Origin of the sequence: Streptomyces massasporeus, assembly GCF_014648995.1 — a bacterium.
Lineage (GTDB): Bacteria > Actinomycetota > Actinomycetes > Streptomycetales > Streptomycetaceae > Streptomyces > Streptomyces massasporeus.
Map to the genome: position 1 here is coordinate 26,183 of NZ_BMSE01000009.1, position 24,586 is coordinate 50,768.

The following is a 24,586-nucleotide window of genomic DNA, read 5'->3' on the forward strand; positions in this document are numbered from 1 at the left end:
GTCAGAGCCGCTCGGGGGTCCGGATGCCCAGCAGGGCCATGCCCCGGTGGAGGGTGCGGGCCGTGACGTCGCAGAGGAACAGGCGGTTCTCGATCTGCTCCTGCGTCTCGGCCTTCAGGACCGGGCACTTGTCGTAGAACGTCGTGTACAGCGACGCCAGCTGGTACAGGTACGCCGCCAGCTTGTGCGGGGCGTACTCCGTCGCCGCCTCCGCCACCGTCGCCGCGAACGAGTCCGCGTGCAGGCCCAGCGCGCGCTCCGCCTCGTGCAGCTCCAGCTCGGGGTGCGCGGCCGGGCGGGAGGCGCCGGCCTTGCGCAGGATCGACTGGATACGGGCGTAGGCGTACTGGAGGTAGACGGAGGTGTCGCCGTTGAGCGAGACCATCTGGTCCAGGTCGAACTTGTAGTCGCGGTTGGCCGACGTCGACAGGTCGGCGTACTTCACCGCGCCGACGCCCACCTGGGTGCCGCGCTCGGCGATCTCCTCCTCGGAGAGGTCCTGGGCCTTCTCGCGGACGACTGCCGAGGCGCGGTCGATCGCCTCGTCGAGGAGGTCGACCAGGCGGACCGTCTCGCCCTCACGGGTCTTGAAGGGCTTGCCGTCCTTGCCGAGGACCGTGCCGAAGGCCAGCTGGTGGGCCTTCACGTCGTCGCCCAGCCAGCCCGCCTTGCGGGCCGTCTCGAAGACCATCTTGAAGTGGAGCGACTGACGGGCGTCCACCACGTAGATGATGCTGTTCGCCTTGAGGTTGAAGACGCGGTCGCGGATCGCGGAGAGGTCCGTCGCCGCGTAGCCGTAGCCGCCGTCCGACTTCTGCACGATCAGCGGGACCGGGTTGCCGTCCGGGCCCTTGATGTCGTCGAAGAAGACGCACAGGGCGCCCTCGGAGCGGACCGCGACGCCCGACTCCTCCAGGAGGCGGCAGGTCTCGGCGAGCATGTCGTTGTAACCCGACTCGCCGACGATGTCCGCGTCGCGGATCTCCATGTCCAGCTTCTCGAAGACGGAGAAGAAGTAGATCTTCGACTCGTCGACGAACTTCTGCCACGTGGCGAGGGTCTGCGGGTCGCCCGCCTGGAGGTCCACCACCCGGCGCCGGGCCCGGGTCTTGAACTCCTCGTCGGCGTCGAAGAGCTTGCGGGCGGCCTTGTAGAGGCGGTCGAGGTTCGACATCGCCTCTTCGCCGGAGGCATTGTCGGCCTTGTGGTCCAGCTCGTGCGGGTGCTCCTCCAGGTACTGGATGAGCATGCCGAACTGGGTGCCCCAGTCGCCGATGTGGTGGCGCCGGACCACGTTCTCGCCGGTGAACTCCAGCAGCTGCACCACCGCGTCGCCGATCACCGCGGAACGCAGGTGGCCGACGTGCATCTCCTTCGCCACGTTCGGCTGGGCGTAGTCGATGACCGTGGTGCCCGGCTGCTCGGCGTGCGGCACGCCGAGGCGGCCGGTGTCGTCGGCGTAACGCGCGGCGAGGTTCCCGGTGATCGCGCGGTCGGTGAGGGTGATGTTGAGGAAGCCGGGGCCGGAGACCTCGACGTCCTTGATCAGCTCACCCGACTCGACACCGGAGACGACCTGAGTGGCCAGCTCGCGCGGGTTGGCCTTCTCCTTCTTGGCCAGGGCCAGGATCCCGTTGGCCTGGAAGTCGGCCCGGTCGCTTCGTCGCAGCAGCGGGTCCGCGGAGCCGGCCTGCGGCAGGGCCGCCGACAGGGCCGCCGCGAGGCGCTGGTGGACGGAGTCGCTGAGGGACGTGACCGAGGCCATAGGTAAGGGTGCCGTTCTCCTCGAGGGAATCGATAGACACGCCCAGTATCCCATGGGGGTAAAGCCGTTTTTCCGGGCGCCAGGGGGTCTGGGACAATGGTGCGGTCAGCCGTGCGACCGTACCGGCTGCCCGATGCAGAAAGAAGGACGTGCCGATCGTGGCTCAGAGCACCGAGACCACCGACTGGGTCTCCCGTTTCGCGGATGAGGTCATCGAGGAGTCGGAGCGCCGGGCCCCGGGCAAACCCGTCGTCGTCGCGTCCGGCCTGTCACCCTCGGGCCCCATCCACCTCGGCAACCTGCGCGAGGTCATGACCCCGCACCTCGTCGCCGACGAGATCCGCCGCCGGGGCCACCAGGTGCGGCACCTGATCTCCTGGGACGACTACGACCGGTACCGCAAGGTGCCCAAGGGCATCGCCGGGGTCGACGAGGACAGCTACAAGGAGCACATCGGCAAGCCGCTGACGTCCGTCCCGGCGCCGAAGGGCTCCTCGCACCCGAACTGGGCCGAGCACTTCAAAGCCGCGATGATCGAGTCGCTGGCCGAGCTGGGCGTGGAGTTCGACGGGATCAGCCAGACCGAGCAGTACACCACCGGCGTGTACCGCGAGCAGATCCTGCACGCCATCAGGCACCGCGGCGACATCGACGCGATCCTCGACCAGTACCGCACGAAGAAGGCACCGGCGAAGAAGCAGGGCCAGAAGCCGGTCGACGAGGCCGAGCTGGAGGCCGCCGAGGGCTCCGGCGCGGCCGGTGAGGACGACGGCAGCTCCACCGCCGCCGGGTACTTCCCGTACAAGCCGTACTGCGGCAACTGCGAGAAGGACCTCACCTCCGTCACCTCCTACGACGACGACTCCACCGAGCTGACCTACGCCTGTACCGCGTGCGGCTTCTCGGAGACGGTCCGGCTGAACGAGTTCAACCGCGGCAAGCTGGTCTGGAAGGTCGACTGGCCCATGCGCTGGGCGTACGAGGGGGTCGTGTTCGAGCCGTCCGGCGTCGACCACTCCTCCCCGGGGTCGTCGTTCCAGGTCGGCGGGCAGATCGTCGGGATCTTCGGCGGGAAGCAGCCGATCGGGCCGATGTACGCGTTCGTCGGCATCTCCGGCATGGCGAAGATGTCCTCCTCGAAGGGCGGTGTGCCCACCCCGGCCGACGCCCTGCAGATCATGGAGCCGCAGCTGCTGCGCTGGCTGTACGCGCGCCGCAGGCCCAACCAGTCCTTCAAGGTCGCCTTCGACCAGGAGATCCAGCGGCTCTACGACGAGTGGGACCGGCTGGACGCCAAGGTCGCCGACGGCAGCGCCCTGCCGGCCGACGTGGCCGCGCACGCGCGCGCCGTGGGCACGGCCGCCGGTGAGCTGCCCCGGACGCCCCGGCCGCTGCCGTACCGGACGCTGGCGTCCGTCGCCGACATCACCGCCGGGCACGAGGACCAGGCGCTGCGCATCCTCAGCGAGCTGGATCCCGATCAGCCGCTGACCTCGCTCGACGAGGCGCGCCCGCGCTACGACAAGGCCGAGGCCTGGATCAACACGCACGTCCCCGCCGACCAGCGGACGATCGTGCGGGACGAGCCGGACGCCGAGCTGCTGAAGTCGCTCGACGAGGCCTCCCAGCAGTCGCTGCGGCTGCTGCTCGACGGGCTGGCCGAGCACTGGTCGCTCGACGGGCTGACGCACCTGGTCTACGGCGTGCCGAAGGTGCAGGCCGGGTTCTCCGCCGACGCCACGCCGAAGGAGCTGCCGCCGGAGATCAAGTCCGCCCAGCGGTCGTTCTTCGCGCTGCTGTACCACCTGCTGGTGGGCCGGGACACCGGGCCGCGGCTGCCCACGCTGCTGCTGGCGGTGGGGCAGGACCGGGTGCGCGCGCTGCTCGGCCAGTAGTCGCCCGACAGGGAAGGGGCCCTCCAGCCGGAGGGCCCCTTCTCGTGTCAGGCCCCGGGCTTCTGGAACAGCAGCATCGTCGACGAGCCGAACGCCTCGGTGTCCGTGTGGGTGCTGCTCACCAGCCGGAAGCCGTGCCGGCTGATCTCCTCGGTGAGGGCGTCCCCGGACCGCTCCGCGTAGGGGAGCACCTCCAGGCCGATGTTCTTCTCGCCGTCCTCGACGCGGATCCTGCGGGAGATGACCCGCCCCGGGACGAGGTCTTCGGAGATGCCGTCGTAGTCGGGGATGGAGAAGAAGCCCTTCCCCCACTCGCTCGCGCAGTGGTCCACGACGAAGTGCCCGCCCGGGCGGAGGATCTCGTGGACGCGGGAGATGTGGCGGGCCCGCTGCTCCTCGTCGACCAGCATGTGCAGGCAGCCCATGTTCATCGCGAGGTCGAAGCCGCCCTCCTCGAAGCCGCGCAGATAGATGATGTCGCGCTCCATGAACCCGGAGGCGTCCAGGTTCGCGGCGGCGGCCCGCTCCCGCGCGCGGGACAGCGCCGAGTGGGACACGTCGACCGAGACGACGTCGTGCCCCTGCGACAGCAGGTAGAGGGAGTCGCGGCCCTCGCCGCAGCCCAGGTCGATGATCCGCCCGGCGAAGACGTCCGGGCGCTCCTGCATGAGCAGGTGCAGCGAGGCGTTCGGCTCCGCCGACTCCCACAGCTCGGCGCCGTGCTCGTACACGGTCCGGTAACGGTCCTCGTAGCCGTAGTAGTAGTCGTCGAGGGTGCCGACGATGCTGCGGACGTCGTCGCTGGTGGGGGAGAACTCCACCGGGGCGGCCGTGACGTCGGCGTCCGCGCCCAGCACCAGGAGCGCGGTGTCGTCGAGCAGCCCGATGGCCAGCAGGTACTGCGACTCCGAGCACTCGACCGCCTCGCCGACCCCGAAGGGCGCGCAACACTCCTTCAGGGCGTCCAGGGTCAGGGCCGCCGCCTTCTCGCAGACGAAGACCGCCGCCCGGCCGTGGGTCACCTTGGCGGCGAAGCCGGACGGGCTGTCGAGCTGCCACACGGTGGTCCGGTCGGCGAGTTTGATCGTGCTCGGCGGCACGTCGCCGGGCGCGGTCTCGTCGAGTATCGCTTGGTAAAGGCTCACTTCAGTACCCCCTGTGTGTGGCGTTCGGATGTGCGCAGCGCCGCCAGCCGGGCCGCGTACTCGTCGAGCACGGGGCTGCGGTGGCGGAAGATCCGGCCGGACTCGCGCAGGTGCTCGGCGAGTTCGTAGTTGCGGGAGCGGAGGGCCGCCTCGATCCCGGTGAGTTCGACGACGTCGCGCTGGGCGTTGCTGCCGCCCATCGCGAACGCCCGGTGGTAGGACCTGGCCAGCCGGTCGGCGGCGTCGGCGTAGTCGCCGGTGGTGAAGGAGCGGAAGCCGAGGAAGACGTCGACCATCTCCTCGGGCACCTCCTTGCCGCGGGACAGGACGGCTTCCAGGAGGGCGTCGGCGCGGCCGTACTCGCCGACCTGGCAGTAGGTGAGGTACGCGTGGAAGTCGTTGAAGAGGTACCAGCTCTCCTCCAGGTACTGCTCCCACTCCTGGTAGAGCGAGCGCCAGTAGGCGGAGAGGTCGAGCTGCGGCCTGATCAGGGCGAGGCGCCAGAGCAGGGTGACGGCGTCCAGGTCCTCGGCCGAGCGCAGGGACGTCTTCCTGCGGATGCCGATGCGGTAACAGGCCAGCACTTCCTGGATGTTGTCCGCGTAGAGCTCGAACAGGGCGTAGTGCCACCAGACGTGGATGCGCATGGGGGTCGAGGCGTCGCGGCCGCGCATGTAGTCGCGGATGTAGCGGGCGCCCTCCTCGTGCCGGCCGGTCTCGTACAGGCAGTGCACCATCGCGTGCATCGCGTAGATGTCGTCGGCGTTCAGCGCGAGGGCCAGCCGGCAGCGTTCGATCGCCGCCTCGATCAGGCCGTTCTCCTCCAGCGCGAAGGCGTGCAGGCCGTGCAGGTAGCCGATGACCGGGTCGTCGGGGGCGAAGGCCGCCAGGGAGTCGGTCGTCGTGGCGAGCATGTGCGGGGCGTCGCCGAGGAAGAAGTCCAGCATGTGCACGGCGTAGATCGACACGGCGTCGCCGGGATACGTGTCGACGAGGGTCTGGAAGCCGTTGCGGGCGGCGACCAGGTCCCCGGTGGTCCAGAAGCCGAGGGCGGAGCGCATCGCCTCGGTCCGGGCGTCGGCGGGACCGGTCTCCGGCAGGGCTGCGAGGATCGCGCCGGCCTCCTCGACCGCCGGGCGCTCCATGGAGCACAGCAGGTCCACGGCCAGGATCAGGTGAAGGGCCGCACCGGAGCGGCGACATCGGGCGTGGTCCAGTTTCATGGAGACGAGTTGGACGATCGCCCTCTCGACCCTTTCCAAGTCCGGCGGGCTTTCCACGTGTTGCGGAACGCCTCGGGAATCGGTGAGCACGGTCATTCGGACACCTCCGCCGGTACGAGTCGGTTGTGCTGGGCCTTGCGAATGGCGTGGAACGAGAGAACGAGCAGCAGGGTCAGCGCGAACGGCGCCAGCCAGATCTGCGCGGAGAAGAATCTGCCGCCCGCGAGGACCACCGACAGCAAAAGGAGGGAGCAGGCGTTCGCGTTCGCCACGATCGCGCCGACCTGGCGTGGCGAGAAGTTCTCCGCGGCTTCCGCGCGCAGGAGTACGCGCAGGGAACCGAAGGCGCATCCGAGAGCGAAGACGGCGACCATCTGCGCCGCCCCGAATACCGGGACGACGGCCCAGATCACCATCGCCGCGGCCACCGCGCCGGCGGCTCCCGTCAGCACCCAGCGCATGTCCAGGCTTTTCGTGAGCCGGTGCAGGAAGGTTCCGGCGACGGCCATTCCGATGCCGAGCAGCATGTCCAGGACGCCGACGGTGAGCATGCTCCTGCCGTGGGCGAGGGCCTGCAGCGGCAGCATGAGGTTGAACGTCCCCAGGATGGGCCAGACCAGGAGGAAGGCCAGGAGGTAGAGCCCGCCCACGCCACCCGCGCGCCGCGGCCCGGCCGTCTCGGGTTCCTCCTGCGCGGTGGTGGCGGAGCGGTGCGACCCGAGGCTCAGGACGGCGACGACGGCGAACAGTCCGGCGCACACGACCAGCACCCACTCGGTCCGGATCAGGCGAGTGAACAGCGGGGCGAACAGCGGACCGACCATCAGGGCGACCTGGTTGACGGTCATGGTGAGCGAACTGTGCTTGCGCAGGGCCTCACCGTGCACTCCGGACGCCTCGTCGTTGAACCAGACCTCCCAGGTCGACTCCAGGTAGAAGAAGAAGATCCACAGGACGAAGTTCAGGGCGACGACCGCGTGCACCTGGGACCAGCAGGCCGCGATCGCGAGCAGCGTCAGACAGATCCCGGTGAGGCCCGCCGCGGTCATCCGGGCCCCGCCGGTGATCGGCGTGAAGCGGATCAGCGGCGGGACGAAGACGGCCGGGACGAAGGAGAGCGTGGTGGAGACGGCCAGCGCGTCGTAGCCGCCGCCCTGCGCGGACGCGATGTGCCAGTTCAGGAGCAGCAGCACCACTCCGTTGAAGAATCGGTAGAGACCGGAGTAGAGCGTGTACCGTGTCACGCCCCGGCCGCCTCACCCGTCACGAAGATCTGGTCGGACAGGTCCTTCGCCACCGTCACCGGCAGCGGCGTCTTCGCATCGAACAGCTCGTCCCATTCGAGCTCGATGAGGCCTTCCCGGGTGCTCCAGTTCTTGGCCGCGTGGGAGACGTCGCCGGGCTTGGCGCCGATGTTGACGCTGCGCACCTCGGGCGGCAGCGGCTTCCCGTCGAGCACGTCCAGGATCCGTCCCGGCGCGGCCTTGAGGAACGCGATCGCCGAGGTCCTGACGGGCGTCGCGGCGGCGACGGTGTCCAGGAGGTCGACGCCCAGGTAGGAACCGACGTGCAGCCGGTAGGGGTTGAGCTCGTAGGCCCGCTCGACCTGGTCCATGATCCCGTCGCCGCCCGGGCGGGCCGCCACCTCGATCACCCAGGGCGTCCCCTCCGCGCCGAACTTGATCTCCACATGGGCGAGACCCCGGTCGATGCCCAGCGCGACACAGGCCCGTACCGCGAGGTCGGTCAGCGCCTCGTCGCCCGTGCGGTGACTCGGCACCAGGTGGGCGAGCTCGGCGAACCAGGGGCGCGGGGACAGGTACTTCTCCGTCACGGCGAGGACCCGCGCGCGCCCGGCACCGCAGAGCACCTCCACGGACACCTCGTCGTCGGAGTCGACGAACTGCTCGACCATGTACTTGTCGCCGAGGATGTTGAACGCCGCGCCGTACTGGGCGATGACGCCCTTGGACTCCGCGAGGCCGGCCAGCGCCTCCTCGCGGGTCGTGGCCAGGACGACGCCGCCGCTGCCGCCGAAGTCGTACGGCTTGATGACCACGGGCAGGCCGAGGTCCTCGACCGCGTCGAGCAGTTCCTCCTTGGACTGCACCAGCCGGGACCGGGGGGTGCGCACACCGGCGGCCAGGAGGGCCTGCTTCATCGCGTGCTTGTTGCGGGCGTTGGTGACCGCGGTGGCGTCCAGGCCGCCCAGGCCCAGGGTGCGGTTCACGACGTTCGCCGAGTGCACCGTCCAGTCGTTGAGCGGCACGACGACCCGGGGGTGCCAGCCCCGGGCGGAGTGCCGGCGGATGGCCCGCAGCAGGGAGTCCGCGTCCTTCGGGTCGGCGGAGAGCATGGTGTCGAACGTGCGGTTCAGTCTGCGGACGGCGTCCTCCGACGCCGCCCAGACCGGAAGGCCGATGGCCTCTTTCGCGCCCGAGAAGGCTCTTTCCCGGAGATATTGGTCGGCTCCGAGCAGGAGTACATATTCTTTTGGCTGCATGGCTGCGCCCCCAACTTCCAGAATTCCCCCGCCATGCGACGTCGCTACGTGACGTCGTCGCCCGGGAGTTGGGTGATAAAGTGAATCAATTCATCGCCGAGAGGGGTCGCCGCAGTCGGCTTGCGGCGAACTCGTGTCATCTCTATCGGCGTGTCAGTGAACTGCCTGCATAGATCCCCCGCTTCCGCCGCAGGATCGTAGCCACGCGGCGCGGGGGCGCGCAAGGGATTGTTTTCGGAAATGGCCTGAACAGAGCCGTGGGCCGGCCGGGGGCCCGGCGACGGAATAAATGATTCCGAAATTTCCCCCGGCTATGCGATGTGGTCCTCTTCCAGTTCCGCGTTGTGCCGGTTCGTGAAGCGGTTGACCATGCGCTTGGCGTCCTCCGGCGGCAGGCCGATGCCGAACTCCGCCTCCACGTTGTCGATGAGCTCGCGCGGCGTGGGGTAGCTGCCGTTGATCGACTGCTTGAACACCTGGTAGAACGACTCCTCGTCCGGCTCCGGGACGGGCACGGAGCCGGGGGGCGGGGTGCCGCCGCCCTCGCCCAGTTCACGGGTGCGGCCCGGCCCCACCGGGATGGGGAAGCTGCCCGTGTCCTCCGGGGACGGCGCCTCGAACGGCTGGTCCTCCAGGTACTGCTCGGCCTGCTGCTGCTCCGCGAACCACTGGGCGTACTGCTCCGGGTCGTAGGCAGGGTCGTAGCCACCCTGGTACGCGACCTCGCGCGGGGTGTTGAACCAGGGACTCTGGTCGGGTTCGGGCTCCGCTTCCAGGAACTCGGGAGCGGGAGAGGGGGCGCCGTCGAGCTCCAGGCGCTGCTCGCCGGGAGGCGTCGTCGCCCTGCGGGGAGCGGGCTGGGAGGAAGCGGCAGCCCCGCCCCCGGACCGGGCGGGCGGGGCCGCCGCGTCCAGCGCCTGCTGGGGAGCCGGCGGGATCAGCGCCGGTTCGATACCCGCCGCCGCCAGCCCCGCCGGAGCCGTCTCGGCCAACGGCACCCCGTACCGCGCCAGCCGCAGCGGCATCAGGGACTCCACCGGAGCCTTCCTGCGCCACGACCGCCCGAACCGCGACCGCAGCCGCGCCTGGTAGACCAGCCGCTCCTGCTCCAGCTTGATGACCTGCTCGTAGGAGCGGAGCTCCCAGAGCTTCATACGGCGCCAGAGGAGGAACGTGGGGACGGGGGAGAGGAGCCAGCGGGTGAGGCGGACGCCCTCCATGTGCTTGTCGGCCGTGATGTCGGCGATACGGCCGATTGCGTGCCGGGCCGCCTCGACCGAGACCACGAACAGGATCGGGATCACCGCGTGCATGCCCACACCGAGCGGATCCGGCCACGCGGCCGCGCCGTTGAAGGCGATCGTCGCCGCGGTCAGCAGCCACGCCGTCTGGCGCAGCAGGGGGAACGGGATCCTGATCCAGGTGAGGAGCAGATCCAGGGCCAGCAGGACGCAGATGCCCGCGTCGATGCCGATCGGGAAGACGTAGGAGAAGTTCCCGAAGCCCTTCTTCAGGGCCAACTCGCGGACCGCCGCGTACGAACCGGCGAAGCCGATACCGGCGATGATCACGGCGCCCGCCACGACCACGCCGATGAGAACGCGGTGCATCCGAGTCAGCTGCAGTGGCGCGGCCACCCGTACTCCCCTCCCCTTGCATGTTGTTGCGCGCAACAGGGTGGCACATGTGTGCGGAGAACGGGTGGCCGGTTCCCGTCGGAGATGCTCAGCTCTTCGACGCGGGCTTCTTCGACGGCGAGGTCGAGGCGTCCTTCGAGGGCTCGTCCGAGGCTTCCTTGGACGCGGACTTCGACGGCGACTTCGACGGCGACTTGGACGCGGACTTGGACGGGCTGCCGCCCGCCTTGCCGCCGCCCTTGCCGTTCGCCTCGGACACGGCGTCCACCGCCTCCTTGGCGGCCTTCTTCGCGTCCTTCAGCATGTCGGAGCCGCTCGGCGTCTTGTCGCCGGCCAGACCCGCGCCGTTGTAGTCGAGCGTGACCACGACGTTCTCGACGCGCGCCACGACCGTCTGCTGCTTGAAGGTGCCTTCCTTCTTCTTCAGGTCGTAGTGCACGGCCGTCGCCTGGTCGCCCGTACCGGCCACCGGCTCCGTCTTGACGCCCTTCGCGCCCTCGACGGCCTGGGCCTCCTGCACCTGCTTCTCGAAGTACTCCTGGGCCAGCTTGTCGGCCGGGCCGCGGGTGACGTCCGACTCGAAGCGCAGCATCGACACGTTCAGCCAGCGGAACTGCGAGCCCTTCACGCCGTTGTTGTCGAGGCTGTTCCAGGAGCAGCTGCCCCGGGTCGAGATGTCGTCCGACTTGCCCTCCTTGCCGGACTTGCCCTTCGGGACGAGGTCCTCCAGCGTCTTCTTCGAGAACGCCTTGCACGGCTCCGGAAGCTTGCCGTACGCCGCCGCCTGCACGGTCGGTGACGGGCTCGCGGACGCCGAAGCGGCGGCCTTCGCCGACTTGTCCGTGCTGTCGCCGGAGCCGGAGTCCGAGGAGCAGCCGGCGGCGACCAGCATCACGGGGACGGCGGCCGCGCAGACAAGGACGCGGCCCCGCCCCTTCGCTCGCTGATCTCGCTCTTCACGCTGTGCTCGTCGCTGCATGGTTCCTTCACTCATGACGCTCGTGGTTCCCTGCGGTCGGAACGGGTCCGAGTGGTCACCGTACGCGGTGAGGCAACGGTTTGTTCTTCCTTCGGGTGCTTTGCGGGTACGCGTGAAGGGGCCGTGAAAGGGGCTCAGTCGCTCAGCGAATCCGCCAGCTGGGAGGCCAGTTTCTGCGCCCTGTCCTGCATTTCCTTGCTGTCCGGGACGACGCCGACGGTCGCCGGCTGCTCCGCGTACTCGATGGTCACGATGACGTTGGACGTGCGGAACGCCACAGTCACCGTCCGCTGCTTGGCCGTCGAACCGGAACTGCTGAGCCCGTCGTCGAGGAAGGCCTCGTCGCCGAGGTCCTCCAGTACCCGGGGCTGCAGTTCGGTCGGGGCGGCGGACACGGACGCCGAGGGCGAGGAGGAGCCGGACGGGGAGGGGGAGCCGCTCGGGGACGCGCTCGCACCGCCCGCCGGGGTGCTGCCGGTGGCCGCCGTCTCGGTCGCGGTCGGCACCGGCAGGTGGGCCGAGGCCTCCTGCTCCGCGAAGAGCTGTTCGGCCTGGTTGTCGTCGCTGACGGCGTTGTCGTAGGAGACGACCCGCTCGAAGTCGATCAGCAGGTGGTCGGTGGCGTCCGGAGAGTCCACCTTCCAGCGGCAGCCGACCTTGCGGTCGGTGTCGAACGTGGTCGTGGGCTCACCCTCGTAGGCCTTCTCGCGCTGCTCCTCGTCGCCGATCTCCCGGATGCCCGGGAGGAGTTCGTCGAGCGTGCTCTCGCCGACCTCGGCGCAGGGCTCGGGGAGGGTGCGGTAGCGGCCGGGCTCGGCGGCGGGCGATGCCGTGCCCGTGTCGCCCGGGTTGGAGCCGTCCGTCGTCCCCTCGTCGCCCGAGCCGCCGGTGCAGCCGGCCAGGACCGCCGCGAGGAGCACGGCGATACCGGGTACGTAGGCCTTCCGTTGCACGTGGTGGCCCCTCTCGACACGGATATTGGCTTGCCGCCCCAGGCCGGGCGATGAACACAATGTGTATCGCACGCACTGCCGTGAACGCCGGTCCGATTTCCCTTTCGTCGACTTTGGCTCCGGTATTTGCTGTTGAAGACTTCTGTTCGTTTACGGGGGATTGAGGGTGTTATGTCGTATGTAGAGATACCGGGTGCGAAGGTACCGATCCGGATGTGGACCGACCCGGCCTCGGTCGAGGAGGGCGCGCTCCAGCAGCTGCGGAACGTCGCCACGCTGCCGTGGATCAAGGGCCTTGCCGTCATGCCTGACGTGCACTACGGCAAGGGCGCGACGGTCGGCTCGGTCATCGCGATGCGGGGCGCGGTGTGCCCGGCGGCGGTGGGTGTCGACATCGGCTGCGGAATGTCGGCGGTGAAGACGTCCCTGACGGCGAACGACCTGCCCGGCGACCTGTCCCGGCTGCGGTCGCGGATCGAGCAGGTGATTCCGGTGGGACGCGGGATGCATGACGACCCGGTGGATCCGGGGCGCTTCCATGGAATGGCCACTGCCGGGTGGGACGACTTCTGGTCGCGGTTCGACGGGGTGGCCGAGGCGGTCAAGTTCCGCCAGGAGCGTGCCACCAAGCAGATGGGAACGCTCGGATCCGGGAATCATTTTGTCGAAGTTTGTACGGATACAACCGGTTCCGTCTGGCTGATGCTGCACTCCGGGTCCCGGAACATCGGCAAGGAACTGGCCGACCATCACATCGGCGTGGCCCAGAAGCTCCCGCACAACCAGAACCTGGTCGACCGCGACCTCGCCGTGTTCGTCGCGGACACCCCGCAGATGGCGGCGTACCGCAACGACCTGTTCTGGGCGCAGGAGTACGCGAAGCACAACCGCTCGATCATGATGGCGCTCCTCAAGGACGTGATCCGCAAGGAGTTCAAGAAGGCCAAGCCCACCTTCGAGCCGGAGATCAGCGCGCACCACAACTACGTGGCCGAGGAGCGCTACGACGGGATGGACCTGCTCGTGACCCGCAAGGGCGCGATCCGGGCCGGCTCCGGCGAGTACGGGATCATCCCCGGCTCCATGGGCACGGGTTCGTACATCGTGAAGGGCCTCGGCAACGCCAAGTCCTTCAACTCGGCCTCCCACGGCGCGGGCCGGCGCATGAGCCGCAACGCGGCCAAGCGCCGGTTCACCACGAAGGACCTGGAGCAGCAGACCCAGGGTGTGGAGTGCCGCAAGGACTCCGGGGTCGTCGACGAGATCCCCGGCGCCTACAAGCCGATCGAGCAGGTCATCGACCAGCAGCGCGACCTCGTGGAGGTCGTGGCGCAGATCAAGCAGGTCGTCTGCGTGAAGGGCTGACCGGCGCTACGCGTCCCGGTGCACCTTCGTGTTGGAGGCCTGGGCGCGGGGGCGCAGGACCAGGAGGTCGACGTTGACGTGGGCGGGGCGGGTGACCGCCCACGTGATCGTGTCGGCGACGTCGTCGGCCGTGAGGGGTTCGGCGACGCCCTGGTAGACCTTGGCCGCCTTCTCCTCGTCGCCGCCGAAGCGGGTCAGGGCGAACTCGTCCGTCTTGACCATGCCGGGGGCGACCTCGATGACCCGGACCGGCTGGCCGACGATCTCCAGGCGCAGGGTCTCGGCGAGGACGTGGGAGCCGTGCTTGGCGGCGACGTAGCCACCGCCGCCCTCGTAGGTGCCGTGGCCGGCGGTGGAGGAGACGACCACGACCGTGCCGTCGCCGCTCGCGATCAGCTTGGGCAGCAGGGCCTGGGTGAGGTTGAGGGTGCCGATGACGTTCGTCTCGTACATCTGCCGCCAGTCGGCCGGGTCGCCGGTGGCGACCGGGTCGGCGCCGAGCGCGCCGCCCGCGTTGTTGACCAGCACGCCGATCGTCTTGAACGCCGTGGCGAACTCGTCGACCGCGGCGCGGTCGGTGACGTCGAGGGTGTACGCCGTGGCCTGGTGGCCCGCTGCGGTGATCTCCTCGGCCAGGGCCTCGATGCGGTCCTTGCGGCGCGCGGTGAGGACGACGCGGTAGCCCGCCGCGGCGAGCTGCCGGGCCGTGGCGGCGCCGATCCCGCTGCTCGCACCCGTGACGACGGCGATACGGGAGGCTGCGGGCGGGGCGGCGGTGGCCATGGGGTGCTCCTCGGGTCCTCGGGCGTGGGCGGGCCCGGCGTCCGCGTCGGGTCCGTGGCCAGGATAGGCGGGCCCTTCGGTGGGAGAATGAGGACGGGTGATCCCCTGTTCTCCCGGAGGTGGATCATGGGCGAGGCGCGTGAGGTCATGGACCGGCTCACGGACGCGGTCACCACACACACGGATCTGAAGGCCGTCGGCGAGCTCTACGCCGAGGACGCGGTCGCCTTCACCCCCGACGAGGGGGAGCTGCGCGGGCGCGACTCGATCGTCGACTACTGGCGGACGATGACCGAGGCGGTCCCCGGGGCGACGTTCGAGGTGCTGCATTCCTACGAGGCCGGGGACACGGCCATCGACGAGGGCATCTACCGCGGGCGGAACACCGGGCCGCTGGAGCTGCCCAACGGCGAGACGCTGCCGCCGACGCAGAAGGAGGTCCGGATCCGCGGGGTGGACATCGCCACCGTGCGGGACGGGCGGATCGTCGACTACCGGCTGTACTTCGACGAGATGGACTTCCTGGGGCAGTTGGGGCTGCTCCCGCCCGACGAGCCGTTCTGAGCCGCCCGAGGGGTCGGTCAGTTTCCCCGCGGGGCGTACATGATGACGGCCATGCCCGCGAGGCAGACCAGCGCGCCCGTGATGTCCCAGCGGTCCGGGCGGTAGCCGTCCGCGACCACGCCCCACAGGATCGAACCGGCGACGAAGATCCCGCCGTACGCGGCGAGGACGCGGCCGAAGTGGGCGTCGGGCTGGAAGGTCGCGACGAAGCCGTAGGCGCCGAGCGCGAGGACACCGCCGGCCGCCCAGAGCCAGCCCTTGTTCTCGCGCACGCCCTGCCAGACGAGCCAGGCGCCGCCGATCTCGAGGAGCGCGGCGAGAACGAAGAGGGCGGCGGAGCGGAGCACGGACATGGCGGTCAGCTTCGCACGCCCGGCATGGCCTCGTGCCGTCAGCCGTCAGCCGTCAGCCGTCAGCCGTCAGCCGTCAGCCATCAGCCCTTAGCCGTCAGGCGTCGGCGGACTCGGCGTCGTAGCGCTCGCGGGCGTCCCTGACCTCGTCGAAGTGGTTCTCCGCCCAGTCCTTCACGGCGGTCAGCAGCAGGGCCAGGTTCTGGCCGAGGGGCGTGAGCGCGTAGTCGACGCGGACCGGGACGGACGGGGTGACGGTGCGGGTGAGCAGGCCGTCGCGTTCCAGGGAGCGCAGGGTCTGGGTGAGCATCTTGGGGCTGACGCCGGCGATCTTGCGGCCGAGGTCGCTGTAGCGCAGGGGTCCCGGGGCGAGGGCGGACACGACCAGGCTGACCCACTTGTCGCTGATGCGGTCCAGGAGCTGGTTGGTGGGGCAGCTCTTGAGGAACGCGTCGTACTCGATGCGGGCCTGTTCGCGCCGCTGGGCGGCCGTCAGGGTGGCCATGGCTCACCTCCGGGGTACATACGCACTCGCAGGTAACTACTTACTCCTGGATAGTAACTCTTCCTAGGGTTGTGCGCAGGGGGCGGAGAACGTCCCCGGTGCCGACAATCCGAGGAGCGTCGCTGTGCGTGCTGTAGTGGTGAATTCGTTCGGTGGGCCGGACGTCGTGGAGGTCGTGGAGACCGAGGTGCCGGAACCCGGTGCGCGAGAGATACGGATCAAGGTGGCGGCGGCCTCGCTGAACCCCGTGGACGCGGGGGTGCGGGCCGGTGTCTTCGGGGGTGCGGGCAAGCGGATCGGGCTGGGCTGGGACGTCGCCGGGACGGTGGACGCGGTGGGGGTGGCCAGTTCGTGGAGCGTGGGGGACGAGGTGGTGGCCCTCGACTACGGCATGGTCAAGCCGCTGGGCACCCACGCCGAGTACGTCGTCGTGGACACCGACGCGGCGGCCCTCGCGCCCGCCACGGTGGACGCCGTCCGGGCGGCGACCCTGCCCCTGAACGCGCTGACCGCCTTGCAGGCCCTGGACCGGCTGGAGCTCGCCCCGGGCGATTCGCTGCTGGTGACGGGCGCGGCGGGGGCGGTCGGCGGCTACGCGGTCCAGCTCGCCGCGCACCGGGGGATATCGGTGACCGGCCTGGCGCGCGAGGGCGACGAGGCGTTCGTGCGGTCCCTGGGGGCCGGGCGCTTCGTCGGCGCCGTCGCGGACCGGGACTTCGACGCGGTGCTGGACGCCGCCGTCCTCGGTGAGCCGGCCCTGGCGGCAGTGCGCGACGGGGGCCGGTACATCGGCGTCATCCCGCAGGCCGAGCCCGCCTCCGTCCGGGGGGTGCGGACCGGTGCCGTCGAGGTGAGCGCCGATGGTGCGCGGCTGGCTGAGCTGGTGCGGCTGGTGGACGAGGGGGTGCTGACGACGCGGGTGGCCGAGACGTTCGCCCTGGAGGACGCCGCGAAGGCGCATGCCCGGCTGGACGGGGGCGGTGTGCGGGGGCGGCTGGTGCTCGTGCCCTGACGGGTGCGGACACGGCCTACGCCCCTCCGCGTCCGGCCCGGGTCTCCGCCGCGTACGCCGTGGGCGGCACCCCCACCGTCGCCGTGAAGTCCCGTACGAGGTGGGCCTGGTCGGCGTAGCCGAGGTCGGCGGCGAGGGCGGCCCAGTCGATGTCGTCGCGGGTGCCGGCCTGTTCCAGGGCCTCGTGGATGCGGTAGCGGAGGATGACCCACTTGGGGCTCACCCCCACGCAGGTGGCGAACAGCCGTTGCAGGGCCCGCACCGACAGGCCCTCGGCGCGGGCGAAGTCGCCGACGCGGCGCACGGTGCGGTCGGCGCGGATGTGCCGGACGAGATCGATGGCGAGGTCGGCCTGCGGGTCCGGGGCGTGGGGCAGGGAGAGCAGGAAGGCGTCCAGGGCGGCCACCCGGGCGCGGTCGCCGGCGGCGGTGACGATCGAGCGGGCGGTGTCGCCGGTGATCTGCGGGAACACCTCCCGGGCGGGCAGCGCGCGGCCCGTCCACCGGGAGACGGGTGCCTCGGGGGTGTACGGCCGGAAGCCGCCGGGCCGGAACTTCGCCCCGCAGACGCGGCCCCGCTCGGTCAGCTTCCTGGTGTACAGCCCCAGGGCGACGCCCGTGACCTCGGCGTACGGCGGGCCCTCGTCCTCGTCCCACTGGAAGGTGAGGTTGACGGCGGGGTGCGGGACGATGTGGGAGGCGTAGGGCGCGGGCAGGTCCCAGTCGATGAGCCAGTACCACTCGACGTACCGGCGCAGGGGCTCGGCGGGCTCGTGGCGGCGGAATCGGACGCGGTCGAGCAGCCCGGACGGGTCGACGATCCCGCGGGTGTCGTGGCGGGGTGCCTCCATGGCCGGATCGTACGTCGCGTTTCTTCAAGAGGGGCAGACCCCGGCCTGCCTACGGTCGGGGTATGGACACGAACGCGGTGAGGACCCACGGCATCGGTGAGCTGCTGGCCCTGGCGAGGGAGCGGGCGGTGCCGGTGGTGGGGGGCATTCCGGACGCTGCGCTGGCCGCTCCCACGCCCTGCGCCGAGTACGACGTGCGGGCCCTGGTCGATCACCTCTTCCAGGTGATCGTGCAGTTCCAGCGGCTGGCCGCGAAGGAGGCGTCGGACTTCGGTGAGACGGCCGGTGTGGTCGCCGAGGATCCCGGATGGCGCGAGCGGTTCGCGCGGGAGGCGGACCGGCTGGTGGCGGCCTGGTCCGCGCCGGGTGCCGAGGAGGGCACGACCGGCGGGATGGACATGCCGGCCCGGCTGGTCGGCTCGATGGCGCTGCTCGATCTGACGGTGCACGTGTGGGACCTGGCGCGGGCGACGGGTCAGGACTTCCCGGGCGCCGACGAGGCGGTCGTGGCGGAGCTGGCGGGCGCGGTGGACCAGCTGGCGCCGACGGCCCGGAAGATGGGCGTGTTCGGGGAGCCGGTGCCCGAGGGCGCGGGCGCGTCGGCGTTCGAGCGGCTGCTGGCGCGGACCGGCAGGGACCCCCACTGGGAATAGCACCCGGGAGGCCGCCGTTCTCCGGGTAAGGTTGAACCGTAAACAACCTGGAGGGTGAGCGACCATGCAGTTCGGGATCTTCAGCGTCGGCGACGTCACGCCCGACCCGACCACCGGCCGGACCCCGACCGAGCGCGAGCGGATCAAGGCCATGGTCGCCATCGCGCTGAAGGCCGAGGAGGTGGGGCTCGACGTCTTCGCGACCGGCGAGCACCACAACCCGCCCTTCGTGCCCTCGTCGCCGACCACGATGCTCGGCTACGTCGCGGCCCGCACCGAGCGGCTGATCCTCTCCACGGCCACGACCCTGATCACCACCAACGACCCGGTGAAGATCGCCGAGGACTTCGCGATGCTCCAGCACCTGGCCGACGGCCGGGTCGACCTGATGCTGGGCCGCGGGAACACCGGCCCGGTCTACCCGTGGTTCGGGCAGGACATCCGGCAGGGCATCAACCTGGCCGTCGAGAACTACGCCCTGCTCCACCGCCTGTGGCGCGAGGACGTCGTCGACTGGGAGGGGAAGTTCCGCACGCCCCTGCAGGGCTTCACGGCCACGCCCCGCCCGCTGGACGGCGTACCGCCCTTCGTCTGGCACGGCTCCATCCGCTCCCCGGAGATCGCCGAGCAGGCCGCGTACTACGGTGACGGCTTCTTCCACAACAACATCTTCTGGCCGGCCGACCACACCAAGCGCATGGTCGAGCTGTACCGATCGCGCTACGCCCATTACGGCCACGGCACGCCCGAGCAGGCGATCGTCGGGCTCGGCGGGCACGTCTTCATGCGGAAGAACTCCCAGGACGCGGTGCGCGAGTTCCGGCCCTACTTCGACGTCGCCCCGGTGTACGGCCACGGGCCGTCGCTGGAGGACTTCACGGAGCAGACGCCGCTGACCGTGGGCTCCCCGCAGCAGGTCATCGAGAAGACGCTGGCCTTCCGCGAGTACGCCGGCGACTACCAGCGCCAGCTGTTCCTGATCGACCACGCCGGGCTGCCGCTGAAGACCGTGCTGGAGCAGATCGACCTGCTGGGCGAGGAGGTCGTGCCGGTGCTGCGCAAGGAGTTCGCCGTGGACCGCCCGGCGGACGTGCCGGACGCCCCGACGCACGCGTCCCGGCTCGCCGGTGACCGGCGGTGAGGAGACGGTAGGGCCCGGCTCCCGGGTTGCCCTGCCCCTGGTGAGAGGGGAGTAAGAAGGACGCCCCGGCGCAGCGCATACGGCCTGGAGCGCCGGGCGGCTTGGCACACTGGACGCGTGCCCCACACCGTGCTGCTCGCCGAAGACGACCGCGCCATCCGCAACGCCCTGGAGCGTGCCCTGACCCTGGAGGGCTACCAGGTCCTGGCGGTCGCCGACGGCGTCGAGGCGCTGGCACAGGCCCACCGCAACCGTCCGGACGTGCTCCTCCTGGACGTGATGATGCCCGGCATCGACGGGCTCCAGGTGTGCCGGGTGCTGCGCGCCGAGGGCGACCGCACGCCGGTGCTGATGCTGACGGCCCTCGTCGAGACGGCCGACCGGATCGCCGGGCTGGACGCGGGCGCCGACGACTACGTGGTCAAGCCCTTCGACGTGGAGGAGGTCTTCGCCCGGCTGCGCGCCCTGTTGCGCCGCACCAGCCCGGTGGGCGCCGGCAGCGCACCCGCGGCCGAGGCGCCCAAGGCGCTCCCGGAGCGGTTCATCGAGGCGGCCGGCATCCGCATGGACCCGCAGGCGCGCCGGGCCTGGCGCGGCGCGCGCGAGCTGGAACTGACCCGCACCGAGTTCGAGCTGCTGGAACTGCTGGTGCGCAACGCGGGCATCGTCCTCGACCACTCCACGATCTACGACCGCATCTGGGGCTACGACTTCGGGCCCGGCTCGAAGAACCTCGCCGTCTACGTCGGCTATCTGCGCCGCAAGCTCGACGAGCCGGACGCACCGCTGCTGATCCACACGGTGCGCGGCGTGGGTTACGTGCTGCGGGAGGACTGAGTGGGCCGCCTCCGTCGCCTGCTGGCCGGGCGGCGGCCGAAGCTGGTCTCGCTGCGCACCACGTTCGCCGTGTCGTTCGCGACGGTGACGGCGGCCGTGACGATCCTGGTCGGCATCCTGTCCTACAGCGCCGCCGCCCGGCTGGTGCGGGTGGACCAGCAGACGGTCTTCGACGAGGTCGTGCAGGACCTGCGCGACGAGGTGCGGCAGAACCACATGACGCCCGGCGACTTCTCGTCCGCCGCGCCCGGTCACGACCTCGTACGGCCCGCCCGCACCGACGTGCAGGTGCTCGGCCCGGACGGGCACGTCGTCGACGCGGGCAGTCCGGGGCTGCCGGTCACCGGCAGCGACGCGCGGATCGCCGCCGAGACGCTGTCCGGGCAGGTGGTCGAGCACAAGGACGTCGACGTGGGCAGCGACGTCTACCGCGTCGCCACCGTCTCCCTCGGCGGCGGTCGGGGCGCGGTGCAGGTCGCGCAGGAGTTCAGCGACGTCGAGGACCTGCTGCGGGCGCTCCAGCAGCGGACGCTGCTGCTGATGGCCGCCGTGGTGATCGGCGCCGGGCTGTTCGGCTGGTGGCTGGCCCGGCGGATCACGCGCCGCCTGGTCGTGCTGACCGACGCCGCCGAGGACGTCGCCCGCACCCGCCGGCTGGGCATCCAGGTGCCGGTGGCCGGTCATGACGAGGTGGGCCGGCTCGGCCGGGCCTTCGACCGCATGCTGGGCCGGCTCGCGCAGTCCGAGGAGGACCAGCGCCGTCTGGTCCAGGACGCGGGCCACGAGCTGCGCACGCCGCTGACCTCGCTGCGTACGAACATCTCCCTGCTGCGCCGGATCGACGAACTCCCGCCGAAGGCCCGCGAGGAACTGGTCGCCGACCTGGGCCAGGAGGCCCGTGAGCTGACCGACCTGGTCAACGAGCTGGTGGATCTCGCGGCCGGGCAGTCCGACACCGAACCGCCGCGCCGGGTGGACCTCGCCGACATCGCCGAGGAGGTGGCGGGGGTGGCCCGCCGCCGCAGCGGCCGGGAGATCCGGCTGCGCGCGAGCGGTGACACCACGACCGACGGACGGCCCGGGATGCTGACCCGGGCGCTGTCCAACCTCGTCGAGAACGCGGTGAAGTTCGACCAGGGCGGCAGGGCTCCCGTCGAGATCGTCGTCTCGGGGCCCGCCCGGCCCGGCCGGATCCGGGTCGAGGTCCTCGACCGCGGCCCGGGCATCGCCGACAGCGACCTCACCCGGGTCTTCGACCGCTTCTACCGGGCCGCCGACGCCCGCTCCCTGCCGGGTTCCGGCCTGGGGCTGTCCATCGTCCGCGAGGTGGCCCTCGCACACGGGGGAGCGCCCTTCGCGTTCCGGCGGGAGGGCGGCGGCACGGTCACCGGCTTCACGGTGGGCGGAGGCCTCGACTGACGCGGCGGGCCTCCCGTCCGTGCCGCTAGTCCGCGATGCCGTCGTACGCGAGGACCTCGTGCACCGTCGCCCGCACCAGGTACTCCCCGGGCACCGAGTTGCGCGCCCCGTAGCGCTCGGCCAGGTCCTCGCCCATGTAGCGGGCGCCGATGCGGGTCGCCCAGTGGCGCAGCTCCTTGGGGTCCTCGGTGAGCCGCGCCGTGCAGTCGAGCATCACGTAGTTGTACGGCGGCTCTTGGTCGTCCACGCACAGCGCGAACCGCGGGGAGCGCAGCAGCGCCCTGGCCTTGAGGGAGGCGTGCCAGGTGGTGAACAGGAGCTGCGGTTCGCCGTCCGGGGTGTCGTCCAGGAGGAACCACACCGGGGTGACGTGGGGCCGTCCGTCCCTGCGATGCGTCGCCAGCTTCCCCGTGCGGGTGCCGGTGAGGACGAACGACCTCCACTGCCCTTCGGACATCGGCCTCACGCGGCGACCGTCTCCGCCGCCGGCATCGCCACCGCCGACACCCGGAACCCGCTGGCCGTCTCCTTCAGCGCGGCCTCCACCTCCCCGCTCGCGCGCCCGCGGAAGCGGAACCGGCCGCCGACGTGCTCGTAGTAGGCGTCCGCGAGCGGCAGGACCTCGCCCACGTCGAGCAGGGCCTCGGCGTAGGGGCCGGGGGTGCGGCCGGTCATCGGCGTGACCTCGGTGATGCGGCAGGGGCGCGCGGCCGGGGCCGGGATCAGGAGGTAGCCGCCGAACTCGCGGTCCGGCTTCGGCGCGCCGGGCGGCAGGGGGCGGCCCAGCTGGAACCGGAAGGCCGCGTGCATCAGGTCGTAGTCGTGCACCTCGCGCCATACGAAGGCGATCTCGGCGCCGCCGACCCGCGCCCCGACCTCCAGGAAGCTGACGTGCGGCCGGCCCGCGACGGTGTCGACGAACACCTCCAGGTGGAAGACGGTCGCCTGCCCGGTCAGGGCCTTCAGGGCCTCGACGGCGTAGGCGCCGATCGCCGCGAGGACCCCCTCGTCGTCCTCCTCGACCGAGCCGAGGAAGCTGCCCGTGCGGAAGCCCAGGCAGGTGTTGACGTACCGGGACGCGGTCCAGTGCAGCAGCTCGGAGCCGGTGAAGACGCCGTCGACGTGGTAGATCCGGCCCGCCTGGAAGCGCTGCACGAGCAGTGGTTCGCCGGTGAAGTCCAGCCGGGGTACGTCCTCGGGGCCGTCGAGCCGTACGACGCCCTCGCTGCAGCTGCCCCGGGTGGGCTTCACCACGAGCGGCCAGCCGTGCGTCCGGCCGAAGTCCACGACAGTGCGGGCGTCGGGCGCGAGGGCGAAGTCCGGTACGTCGAGGCCGGCTTGGGCGACGGCGGTGGCCATCAGGAACTTGTCGCGGAACGGCTCCAGGAACTCCGTGCGCGGGCCCGGGCAGTCCCACTCCTCGCGCAGGGCCGCCGCGACCAGCAGGTCGTCCTCCTTGAGGGTGACGATGCCCTGCGGCGGTCCGTACCGGGCGGCGAGCAGCCGGGTCGCGGCGCGTACGGCCTCCAGGTCGTCGGTGCGCTCGACCAGGACGACGTCGGCGGCGGCCTCCGGTACCGAGGGCAGGCCCACCTCGGTGGTGATGTACGAGACGTGGTGGGTGTCGTGGTCCACGTACGCGGCATAGCGGGCGTAGCTCTCGCGCCAGCGGTTGACGACCACGAGGTGCGGCTTCGGGGCGCGGGGCATGCTCACTCCTCCCCGGCCAGCTCGTACATGCCCTCGCCGTCGAGGTAGTGGATGGTGCCGATGTCGCGCATGACGACCTCCTCCATCTCGTGGAAGAGCCGCACGAAGCCGACGTAGGTCATGTCGTCGGTGGTGGGCACGATCTCGCCGCCGACGGGGACGAACTGCGAGAAGTCGTAGAAGCTCTCCAGCTTCTTGATGTCCTCGATGTGGCGCAGTCCCGCGAGCCGGCCGGTGGCCGGGGAGACCAGGCCGACGGAGGCGAAGTGCTGCTTGATCGTGTAGTCCTGGGCGTGGCGCGCCTGGAAGCGCTCGGGCCGGACGTAGGCGTCGACGGCCCAGTCGAAGGGGGACTCGCCGGTGGCGTGACGGACGTAGTACGGCAGGTCGCCGCCGCAGATCCGGGCGCCCATCTCGATCAGCACCGGCCCCTCGGGGGTGAGCTTCAGCTCGATGTGGGCGGGGCCGTGCCGCACGCCGAGGGCGTCTAGGACGCTCAGCGCGTAGGGGACCAGCCGGTCCTGCACGTCGCCGCGACGGGGCAGCAGGTAGACGGAGTTGGAGATGTCGTGCACGCCGTTCACCGAGATGCGGGTGGTGGCGATGATGTCGGTGACGTGGTGACGGCCGTCCCGGCTGACGGTGTTGACCATGTACTCGCCGCCGTAGAGGTACTCCTGGGCGACCACGCCCTCGTTGCGCTGCGAGAACAGGTTGTCGGCGCCGGTGAGTTCGCGGAAGGCGGCGGCGCTGTCCTGCGGGGTGTCGCAGAACCGGATGCCGTCGTTGCCGGCGCTGGACAGGGGCTTCACGACGACGCGGCCGCCGTGCTCCGCGTGCCAGGCCTCCAGTTCGTCGGCGCTGGTGGCCAGCAGCTGGCGGGCGCCGCGCAGCCCGGCCGCCTTGATCGTCTCGATCATCGTGAACTTGTCGCGGCGGGCCTTGCTGAGGGCGGTGCCGTTGGTGGGCAGGCCCAGCGCCTCGCTGAGCCGGTCGGCGAACTCGACGCCGAACTCGTGCCCGGCCATGACGGCGACCGGCTCGTAGGCGCTCACCCGGCGCAGGGTGTCCTCGAAGTCCCCGTGGTGGACGATGTTGTCCGCGTAGAGGGACAGGTCGAGCGAGGAGGCGAAGGCCGCCGGCTGCTCGGGGGTGCTCTGCACGCGCACGCACTCATAGCCGGCGTCGCGGAACTCCGGCGGGTAGAACCGCGCCGTGCCGAAGGCGTCGACGAGGACGACGTGACCCTTGGTGCTCATCCACTGCTCCTTGATGCGTCAGGGGGTTGTGAGGTGGG

Annotated in this window: 23 protein-coding genes; 8 read left to right on the plus strand and 15 right to left on the minus strand. The window is 70.8% G+C overall.

The genetic code is table 11. The annotated features are described in order from the left end of the window. Nucleotide 1: 1 nt before the first annotated feature. On the minus strand, nt 2-1,765 hold the full coding sequence (gene argS / locus IE153_RS20515) for an arginine--tRNA ligase (protein ID WP_189591321.1): 1,764 nt from the start codon (nt 1,763-1,765) through the stop codon (nt 2-4). A 149-nt stretch (nt 1,766-1,914) separates the two neighbouring features. Here argS and lysS point away from each other — a divergent pair, with 149 nt between their 5' ends. Next, entirely contained in the window at nt 1,915-3,660 is a 1,746-nt protein-coding gene (gene lysS, locus IE153_RS20520; protein WP_189591322.1) for a lysine--tRNA ligase, read from the plus strand. A 47-nt stretch (nt 3,661-3,707) separates the two neighbouring features. Here lysS and IE153_RS41685 read toward each other — a convergent pair whose 3' ends face one another. The 7 genes from IE153_RS41685 to IE153_RS20555 all read right to left on the minus strand — a co-directional run bounded on the left by IE153_RS41685 (nt 3,708) and on the right by IE153_RS20555 (nt 12,100). Continuing rightward, nucleotides 3,708-4,805, minus strand: a complete 1,098-nt coding sequence (locus IE153_RS41685) for a class I SAM-dependent methyltransferase (protein ID WP_229829073.1) — start codon at nt 4,803-4,805, stop codon at nt 3,708-3,710. Further along, a complete protein-coding gene (locus IE153_RS20530; RefSeq protein WP_229829074.1) occupies nt 4,802-6,028 on the minus strand; it encodes a tetratricopeptide repeat protein in 1,227 nt (408 codons plus the stop codon). The genes IE153_RS41685 and IE153_RS20530 overlap by 4 nt, the downstream gene beginning before the upstream one ends. Before the next feature lie 92 nt (nt 6,029-6,120). Next, nucleotides 6,121-7,272 (minus strand): MFS transporter, encoded by a 1,152-nt coding sequence (locus tag IE153_RS20535; RefSeq protein ID WP_189591326.1) that lies wholly within the window; start codon nt 7,270-7,272, stop codon nt 6,121-6,123. After that, a complete protein-coding gene (locus IE153_RS20540) occupies nt 7,269-8,531 on the minus strand; it encodes an ATP-grasp domain-containing protein (protein WP_189591328.1) in 1,263 nt (420 codons plus the stop codon). The genes IE153_RS20535 and IE153_RS20540 overlap by 4 nt, the downstream gene beginning before the upstream one ends. A gap of 311 nt (nt 8,532-8,842) precedes the next feature. Further along, the gene (locus IE153_RS20545) at nt 8,843-10,141 is read right to left on the minus strand and encodes a DUF2637 domain-containing protein (protein WP_189591330.1); all 1,299 of its coding nucleotides are present in this window, start codon (nt 10,139-10,141) and stop codon (nt 8,843-8,845) included. A 115-nt stretch (nt 10,142-10,256) separates the two neighbouring features. Then, nucleotides 10,257-11,162 carry a DUF3558 family protein gene (locus IE153_RS20550; RefSeq protein WP_189591332.1) on the minus strand — a complete coding sequence of 302 codons (906 nt, stop codon included), beginning with the start codon at nt 11,160-11,162 and terminating at the stop codon, nt 10,257-10,259. A gap of 119 nt (nt 11,163-11,281) precedes the next feature. Continuing rightward, entirely contained in the window at nt 11,282-12,100 is an 819-nt protein-coding gene (locus tag IE153_RS20555) for a DUF3558 domain-containing protein (protein WP_189591334.1), read from the minus strand. A gap of 171 nt (nt 12,101-12,271) precedes the next feature. Between IE153_RS20555 and IE153_RS20560 the strand changes: the two genes are divergently transcribed. Further along, complete coding sequence (locus IE153_RS20560) at nt 12,272-13,465, plus strand: RtcB family protein (protein WP_189591336.1); 1,194 nt, start codon at nt 12,272-12,274, stop codon at nt 13,463-13,465. A gap of 6 nt (nt 13,466-13,471) precedes the next feature. Here the strand turns inward: IE153_RS20560 and IE153_RS20565 are convergent, their stop codons facing one another. Then, nucleotides 13,472-14,248 (minus strand): SDR family NAD(P)-dependent oxidoreductase, encoded by a 777-nt coding sequence (locus IE153_RS20565; RefSeq protein WP_185012816.1) that lies wholly within the window; start codon nt 14,246-14,248, stop codon nt 13,472-13,474. Nucleotides 14,249-14,374: 126 nt separating this feature from the next. On the opposite strand from IE153_RS20565, the gene IE153_RS20570 reads away from it, so the two are divergent. After that, nucleotides 14,375-14,812: an ester cyclase gene (locus tag IE153_RS20570; protein WP_189591338.1), complete on the plus strand. Its 438-nt coding sequence runs from the start codon at nt 14,375-14,377 to the stop codon at nt 14,810-14,812. A 17-nt stretch (nt 14,813-14,829) separates the two neighbouring features. Here IE153_RS20570 and IE153_RS20575 read toward each other — a convergent pair whose 3' ends face one another. Both IE153_RS20575 and IE153_RS20580 read right to left on the minus strand, forming a co-directional pair. Then, on the minus strand, nt 14,830-15,165 hold the full coding sequence (locus IE153_RS20575) for a YnfA family protein (protein ID WP_030840287.1): 336 nt from the start codon (nt 15,163-15,165) through the stop codon (nt 14,830-14,832). Between the two features lie 94 nt (nt 15,166-15,259). Beyond that, nucleotides 15,260-15,667 carry a winged helix-turn-helix transcriptional regulator gene (locus IE153_RS20580; protein ID WP_031102759.1) on the minus strand — a complete coding sequence of 136 codons (408 nt, stop codon included), beginning with the start codon at nt 15,665-15,667 and terminating at the stop codon, nt 15,260-15,262. Between the two features lie 124 nt (nt 15,668-15,791). On the opposite strand from IE153_RS20580, the gene IE153_RS20585 reads away from it, so the two are divergent. Then, a complete protein-coding gene (locus IE153_RS20585; RefSeq protein WP_189591340.1) occupies nt 15,792-16,679 on the plus strand; it encodes an NADP-dependent oxidoreductase in 888 nt (295 codons plus the stop codon). Between the two features lie 16 nt (nt 16,680-16,695). Here IE153_RS20585 and IE153_RS20590 read toward each other — a convergent pair whose 3' ends face one another. After that, entirely contained in the window at nt 16,696-17,529 is an 834-nt protein-coding gene (locus IE153_RS20590; RefSeq protein WP_189591341.1) for a helix-turn-helix domain-containing protein, read from the minus strand. Between the two features lie 62 nt (nt 17,530-17,591). Here IE153_RS20590 and IE153_RS20595 point away from each other — a divergent pair, with 62 nt between their 5' ends. The 4 genes from IE153_RS20595 to IE153_RS20610 all read left to right on the plus strand — a co-directional run bounded on the left by IE153_RS20595 (nt 17,592) and on the right by IE153_RS20610 (nt 21,579). Then, nucleotides 17,592-18,182 carry a TIGR03086 family metal-binding protein gene (locus IE153_RS20595; RefSeq protein ID WP_189591343.1) on the plus strand — a complete coding sequence of 197 codons (591 nt, stop codon included), beginning with the start codon at nt 17,592-17,594 and terminating at the stop codon, nt 18,180-18,182. Between the two features lie 64 nt (nt 18,183-18,246). Beyond that, nucleotides 18,247-19,323 (plus strand): LLM class flavin-dependent oxidoreductase, encoded by a 1,077-nt coding sequence (locus IE153_RS20600; RefSeq protein ID WP_189591345.1) that lies wholly within the window; start codon nt 18,247-18,249, stop codon nt 19,321-19,323. Nucleotides 19,324-19,440: 117 nt separating this feature from the next. Beyond that, a complete protein-coding gene (locus tag IE153_RS20605; RefSeq protein WP_189591347.1) occupies nt 19,441-20,160 on the plus strand; it encodes a response regulator transcription factor in 720 nt (239 codons plus the stop codon). Next, nucleotides 20,161-21,579, plus strand: a complete 1,419-nt coding sequence (locus IE153_RS20610) for a sensor histidine kinase (RefSeq protein WP_189591349.1) — start codon at nt 20,161-20,163, stop codon at nt 21,577-21,579. Between the two features lie 25 nt (nt 21,580-21,604). Here IE153_RS20610 and IE153_RS20615 read toward each other — a convergent pair whose 3' ends face one another. Genes IE153_RS20615 through IE153_RS20625 form a run of 3 tightly spaced genes read right to left on the minus strand, consistent with a single transcriptional unit; the run spans nt 21,605 to nt 24,548 of the window. Then, a complete protein-coding gene (locus IE153_RS20615; protein WP_189591527.1) occupies nt 21,605-22,036 on the minus strand; it encodes a PPOX class F420-dependent oxidoreductase in 432 nt (143 codons plus the stop codon). Nucleotides 22,037-22,041: 5 nt separating this feature from the next. Beyond that, nucleotides 22,042-23,289 carry an ATP-grasp domain-containing protein gene (locus IE153_RS20620; protein WP_189591350.1) on the minus strand — a complete coding sequence of 416 codons (1,248 nt, stop codon included), beginning with the start codon at nt 23,287-23,289 and terminating at the stop codon, nt 22,042-22,044. A 2-nt stretch (nt 23,290-23,291) separates the two neighbouring features. Next, the gene (locus tag IE153_RS20625; RefSeq protein WP_189591352.1) at nt 23,292-24,548 is read right to left on the minus strand and encodes an ATP-grasp domain-containing protein; all 1,257 of its coding nucleotides are present in this window, start codon (nt 24,546-24,548) and stop codon (nt 23,292-23,294) included. Nucleotides 24,549-24,586: the final 38 nt, after the last annotated feature.